The organism is Massilia eurypsychrophila (assembly GCF_002760655.1).
In the GTDB taxonomy this organism is placed as follows: Bacteria; Pseudomonadota; Gammaproteobacteria; order Burkholderiales; family Burkholderiaceae_D; genus JAFCUW01.
In genome coordinates, this window is sequence record NZ_PDOC01000053.1 from 1 (window position 1) to 4,614 (window position 4,614).

Annotated in this window: 4 protein-coding genes; 2 read left to right on the forward strand and 2 right to left on the reverse strand. The window is 57.5% G+C overall.

The window, feature by feature from the left end:
* Positions 1–44: 44 nt before the first annotated feature.
* Positions 45–3,011 carry a Tn3 family transposase gene (locus CR105_RS26910; RefSeq protein WP_099793999.1) on the reverse strand — a complete coding sequence of 989 codons (2,967 nt, stop codon included), beginning with the start codon at positions 3,009–3,011 and terminating at the stop codon, positions 45–47.
* 32 nt (positions 3,012–3,043) lie between these two features.
* Positions 3,044–3,622 carry a recombinase family protein gene (locus CR105_RS26915; RefSeq protein ID WP_099794001.1) on the reverse strand — a complete coding sequence of 193 codons (579 nt, stop codon included), beginning with the start codon at positions 3,620–3,622 and terminating at the stop codon, positions 3,044–3,046.
* 177 nt (positions 3,623–3,799) lie between these two features.
* On the opposite strand from CR105_RS26915, the gene CR105_RS26920 reads away from it, so the two are divergent.
* Both CR105_RS26920 and CR105_RS28110 read left to right on the forward strand, forming a co-directional pair.
* Positions 3,800–4,045: a hypothetical protein gene (locus CR105_RS26920; protein ID WP_099794003.1), complete on the forward strand. Its 246-nt coding sequence runs from the start codon at positions 3,800–3,802 to the stop codon at positions 4,043–4,045.
* Between the two features lie 143 nt (positions 4,046–4,188).
* On the forward strand, positions 4,189–4,494 hold the full coding sequence (locus CR105_RS28110) for a hypothetical protein (protein WP_131021884.1): 306 nt from the start codon (positions 4,189–4,191) through the stop codon (positions 4,492–4,494).
* Positions 4,495–4,614 lie beyond the last annotated feature (120 nt).

Consider the following 4,614-nt stretch of genomic DNA (forward strand, 5'->3'; position numbering starts at 1 on the left):
AGGGGTGCACACAGGATTCGGAAAAAATCGGGCGCTAAGCCAATTCACTCGTTGTTGCGGAACCCCAACGGCCGAAATTGTCCAACGTCGGTCTTCCGATTCTGACGCCAGACGTAATCCCCGGTCAGATTGATGTGTTCCCAGCCCAAGGGCGACAGGTATTGCAGCATGTCGTCCTTGGTCAGCTTGCCTGACTCGCCCAAGGCCTGCGTGGCCCGCTCCAGGTACACGGTGTTCCACAGCACAATGGCCCCCGTCACCAGATTCAGGCCGCTGGCGCGATACCGTTGCTGTTCAAAGCTCCGGTCCCGAATTTCGCCCAGCCGGTGAATGAAGACTGCCCTGGCCAGCGCGTTGCGCGCCTCCCCTTTGTTCAATCCGGCATGGACGCGCCGGCGTAGCTCGACGCTTTGGAGCCAGTCCAGAATGAACAGTGTGCGCTCGATGCGGCCCAGTTCACGCAGCGCGATCGCCAGACCGTTCTGGCGCGGATAACTGCCGAGCTTACGCAGCATGAGCGATGCGGTGACGGTGCCATGCTTAATTGACGAGGCCAGGCGCAGGATTTCGTCCCAATGCGCGCGCAAGTGCTTGATGTTCAGGGTACCGCCGATCATAGACTTCAACCCTGGATAGTCCGCAATGGCGCCCGGAATGTACAGCTTCGTGTCGCCGAGCTCGCGAATGCGCGGCGCGAAGCGAAAGCCCAGCGTATGCATCAGCGCAAACACGTGGTCCGTGAAGCCGGCGGTGTCCGTGTAGTGTTCCTCAATGCGCAGGTCTGATTCGTGATACAGCAATCCGTCGAGCACATAGGTCGAATCCCTGACGCCGACATTGACCATCTTGCTGCTAAACGGAGCGTAGTTGTCGGCGATATGTGTGTAGATCATCTTTCCCGGTTCGGTGCCGTACTTCGGGTTGATGTGTCCGGTACTTTCGGCCCGGCCTGCAGCGCGGAAGCGCTGGCCGTCCGATGATGACGTAGTGCCGTCGCCCCAGTTGGCGGCAAACGCGTGACTGGATTGAGCGTTGACGAGTTCGGCCAAGCCGGCCGAATAGGTTTCGTCACGGATGTGCCAGGCCTGTAACCACGACAGCTTGGAATAGGTCGCGCCGGGGCTCGACTCCGCCATCTTGGTCAGGCCGAGGTTAATGGCGTCGGCCAGAATCGCCGACAGCAGCAGTGTTCTATCCTTGGCCTGCTCGCCGTTTTTCAGGTGGACGAAGTGGCGGGTGAATCCGGTCCAGTCGTCGACGTCCATCAGCAGCTCCGTGATCTTGATGCGTGGCAGCATCGCGCTGGTGAGGTCGATCAGTGCCTGGGCCGACTCGGGCACCACGGCATCCTGCGGGCTGATTTTGAGACCAGTGTCGGTAATGATGGCGTCCGGCAGTTCATTGGCCAGCGCAAGCTGGTTGACAGTGGCCAGTTGCTGGTTCAGCAGCATCACGCGTTCGAGCAGGTACTGGTCGAGGTCAGGGTTGATTGCAATGGGCAGCGTGCGGGCCTGCCTGAGTTCGCTGAATTTGTCCGGTGGCAGCAAATATTCCTCGAAATCGCGAAACTGGCGCGAGCCCTGCACCCAAATATCGCCGGAACGCAGGGCGTTTTTCAGCTCGGACAGTGCGCATATCTCATAGAAGCGGCGGTCGATGCCATCGCTGGTGATGACGAGCGGTTTCCAGCGGGCTTTGACGAATGTGATGGTCGCGCCTTCCGGTACCTTGCGCGCTCCGGTCGTGTTCATCTGGCGCACGACGTCGATGGCGTCAAGGACCGCTTGTGCTGCGGGCGCCGCCTTGAGCTTGAGCACGTCGAGAAATTCGGGCGTATAGCGACGCAATGTGCTGTACTGCTCTTCGATCAGTCGTAGATGGTCAAATGTTGCGGGCCGGGCGAGCTGGGTGGCCTCGGTGATGCTTTGTTCAAATTCAGTCCATGGCAGTATGGACTCGATCGCGGCATATGGATCGCCGCCGGATTCTTTGGCTTTGACCAGCGCACGGCCAATTTTTGAATACAGCCGTACCTTGTCGTTGATCGCCTTGCCTTGCTTTTGGAACTGCTCCTGGTGCTTGTTCTTGGCGGCGCTGAACATCTTGACCATGATGCGGTCGTGCAGGTCGACCAACTCGTCCGTCACGGTGGCCATGCCCTCGATGGCCAGTGCTGCCAGTGTGGCGTAGCGCCGCTCATCCGCAAACCTGGCAAGGTCGCTCGGTTGCATCTGGGCGCCTTCACGCGCAATTTTCAGCAGACGGTTTTGGTGAATATGCCGGCCCAATCCCTCTGGCAGGGCGAGCGACTGGAAGATCTTGAGGCGCTCGATATGCTCTCGCACGTAGCGGGAATTCGGTTTGCGTGGTGACTGACGCAGCCATACGAGCCAAGTGATTTTTATGTCCGGCGCAACATTGAGCAGGTTATCTAGCCCGCTTCGGTGATGTCGTTCCAGCGGCTCGATCAACGTCCGATAGATGCGCCTGTTGGCGCGCGTCACAGCTTCCGCGCAAGCACGCTCAATGACCGATAGAGCGGGCAAGATAATGCGTTTCTGCCTCAGCGTTTGCAAGGCATGGCTTGCGAGCACGATGCCTTTATCAGTCTGCATGGCAAGGTCAGCCAAACTGTGCGCTAGCTTCCGAAAATCCGTCAATCCGAACGGTGACAATCCGAGATAGGCGCGCAGCTCATGCAAATGCTCATTTCTCGTTTTTTCGCGCGCCCCGTATTCCTGCCAAGTGGCTGCATCGCTTCGTACCTGGCGGGCGACCCATTGAATCACCATTTCCGGCACCGGCATGTCGCCAGCCAGCGCATAGCCAGGGTAGCGCAGCAGGCACAATTGGACGGCGAAGCCGATTCGGTTCGCATCGCCGCGGCGCTGCCGGATCATGGACAAATCGGACTCGGTGAAGCTGTAATGCTGAATGAGGTCGTCTTCGGCCTCCGGGAGTGCCAACAGGCTCTCCCGTTCCGTTGCGGAAAGTACCGAGCGACGCGCCATACGTTACGCCATCCCGCCGGCGTATAGGCACCTCATGTTGGCCCCGCGCCGCCAATTCGCGCGATGGTTTCAATCAGCGTGGTTCGCTTGACCCCAAAGGTTCGGCAGACAGCAGCCTTTGACATGCCGTCGCGTAGAGCGGCAAGAATGGACTCCAATTTTTCGCCGGTAATTGACGGCGGGCGGCCACCGATACGACCGCGCCGGCGCGCTGCGGCAAGCCCGGCGCTCACGCGTTCCTTGGTCAACGCCCGCTCGAACTGGGCCAGCGCGGCGAAAACATGGAACAGCAATTCGCCGGAAGCTGTCGTCGTGTCCATTCCTTCGGTGAGTGATCGAAAGGCGACCTGCTTGTCTTTGAGCGTGTTCACGATAGAAAGGAGGTGCGGCAATGAGCGGCCGAGCCGATCTAGCTTCCAGACGACAAGCACATCACCAGGCCGCAAGAATTCAAGCGCTTGGGCCAAGCCCGGCCGATCGTCCTTAGAACCGGACGCACGGTCTTCATAAAGATGCCGGGCATCGACGCCCGCCGCCTGCAGCGCGTCGCGCTGCAGGTTAGTGTTTTGGCGGTCCGACTCGGACGAAACCCGCATGTACCCGACAAGCATGTACGGAAAACCCATAAAATATGATTGTCGTATGCTACACCATCACGACATAGGTTTCCGTACACTTTTCATGCTTTGGCGTGTAAGCTCGAGATATCGCCTATTGAACCGACGGAAAACATTTGTTTTACGACAGGCTGCTTTCGGCCAAAAGCGGACCTTGGACAACAAGAAAATATGAAGAAAGATGCTGCGCTGATGGGAACGATATTGCTTTGTTCGGCAGGCATTTCGTTCGGGGCCATCACTTATTTGATTGATTTCAGACTGCTCTATGCGATCGCGTTTTTGGCTCTGTACTTCATGGGCGGGTTGTTCGTACCAAGGGGACAAATTGGCATGAAGACACATGCTTTATGGATCGGCACCAGCATCGGCTCCTTTATTGCCGCACTTGCCGCCCTACCGTCTGTCTTTGCCTAAACTGAGAGCTTAATCGGGGCCAAACGTCCGCAATGGGTCGGAAGCGGACTTAAGCGAGCGGCAGCAACCGGCCAGGAGTAGACATTAACCAAACTGCCGGACGCGTCCCTCTCACCGGTAAAAAATACAAAATACTATAACTTATGACCTTTTTTCCCACCTCGGAAAATGTTGCTGCGAAAGGCACGTTTCTGTACGACGACATGGTCGAATGCGATATCTGTATCGTGCACAGCCCTATACGCTACGGGAGTGGTGACTACGACGATGCCCCGGAGGTGGCGAACGATATTAAAGTCGACACATACTATTTATGGTTCGGTTCGACAACTGAGCGCAACCGATTTAATGCTGGCGGTGGCGGGTTTTCTTCGCTTAAAGAGGCAAAGACGAATGCGGAAGGACGGCCCGGTTTCGGCCGTTCTGTACGTTGGGAAGCTAACGTCTAGAGAAGGTCGTGAAGCTTTAGCCCGCTCGCAGCCTTTTGTCCGCTGTGGGTCGAAAGCGGTCCTTCATTGAAGGACACGTTGCCTTAGCGCCCGATTTTTTCCGAATCCTGTGTTTTCCCC

Bases quoted from the DNA above. Each gene is read 5' to 3' on its own strand.
- CR105_RS26910 (WP_099793999.1), bottom strand. From the start codon at position 3,011: ATGGCGCGTCGCTCGGTACTTTCCGCAACGGAACGGGAGAGCCTGTTG.
- CR105_RS26915 (WP_099794001.1), bottom strand. From the start codon at position 3,622: ATGCTTGTCGGGTACATGCGGGTTTCGTCCGAGTCGGACCGCCAAAAC.
- CR105_RS28110 (WP_131021884.1), top strand. From the start codon at position 4,189: ATGACCTTTTTTCCCACCTCGGAAAATGTTGCTGCGAAAGGCACGTTT.
- CR105_RS26920 (WP_099794003.1), top strand. From the start codon at position 3,800: ATGAAGAAAGATGCTGCGCTGATGGGAACGATATTGCTTTGTTCGGCA.